Raw genomic sequence first — 907 nt, 5'->3', positions numbered from 1 at the left:
TGCTGCAGGCCGCGGCCGGCAGAACCCGGCCCGGCAGAGCGCGGTCGGGGCGGGGATTGGCCTGGACGTCCCGGCCATCACGCTGAACGCGGTATGTCTTTCGGGCACCGAGCCGTCGTGGCGGCCACCCGGATGATCAACGCCGGGGAGGCCGACATCGTCCTGGCCATTGGGCAGGAATCAATGTCATTGGCACCCCACGCACAACGCGCGCGGGCCGGCACTAAGTACGGGGCCATCGAAATGGTCGACACCCTGGAGTTCGACGGGCTGACCGACGCGTTTGAACGTCGTTCCATGGGCGCCTCCACCGAGGAGCACAATCAGAAGCTCGGGATGACCCGTGAAGCGCAGGACACCCTGGCCGCCGCCTCCCACCAGCGGGCCGCGGCCGCCGCCCAATTCCTGGCCGGGGAAATTGCGCCGTTGACCATCACCACCCGCAAGGGGCAAACCGAACACGCCGCCGATGACGGGGTGCGCCCGGACACGACGGCACAGTCCCTGGGCAAGCTGCGCCCCGCCTTCGCCAAGGAAGGAACGATCACCGCCGGGAACTCCTCGCAGATCACCGACGGCGCGGCGGCCTGGTGCTGGTCAGCGACCGGGCCGTCACCGAGCTCGGCTTGAAGCCGATCGCCGAGATCCTCTCCCACGCCTTCGTGGCGGGCCCGGACCGCACCCTGCACGAGCAGCCGTCCAACGCCATCCAGGCCGCGCTGCAGCGCACCGACTACACGACCGCAGATCTGCAGGCCGTGGAAATCAACGAGGCCTTCGCCGCAGTGGGTGTACGCTCCACCGAGCAGCTGGGACTGAGCGAGCAGATCGTGAACCGCCATGGCGGGGCGATTGCGCTGGGCCATCCGATTGGCGCCTCCGGAGCGCGGATCATCGGTACCCTGGC

The 907-nt window shown here is 69.0% G+C and carries 1 protein-coding gene and 1 pseudogene; both read left to right on the top strand.

Annotation, left to right across the window (positions count from 1 at the left end; all coding sequences use genetic code 11):
• The first annotated feature begins 117 nt into the window (after nt 1-117).
• Nucleotides 118-630, top strand: a complete 513-nt coding sequence (locus tag JCM19049_RS22815) for a hypothetical protein (RefSeq protein ID WP_306420832.1) — start codon at nt 118-120, stop codon at nt 628-630.
• Nucleotides 591-907: pseudogene (locus JCM19049_RS22810) on the top strand (acetyl-CoA C-acyltransferase); the annotation flags it as partial. The gene JCM19049_RS22815 and the pseudogene JCM19049_RS22810, both read left to right, overlap by 40 nt.

Source organism: Arthrobacter sp. JCM 19049 (assembly GCF_001310435.1).
This window is presented reverse-complemented; position numbering and strand designations above follow the sequence as displayed.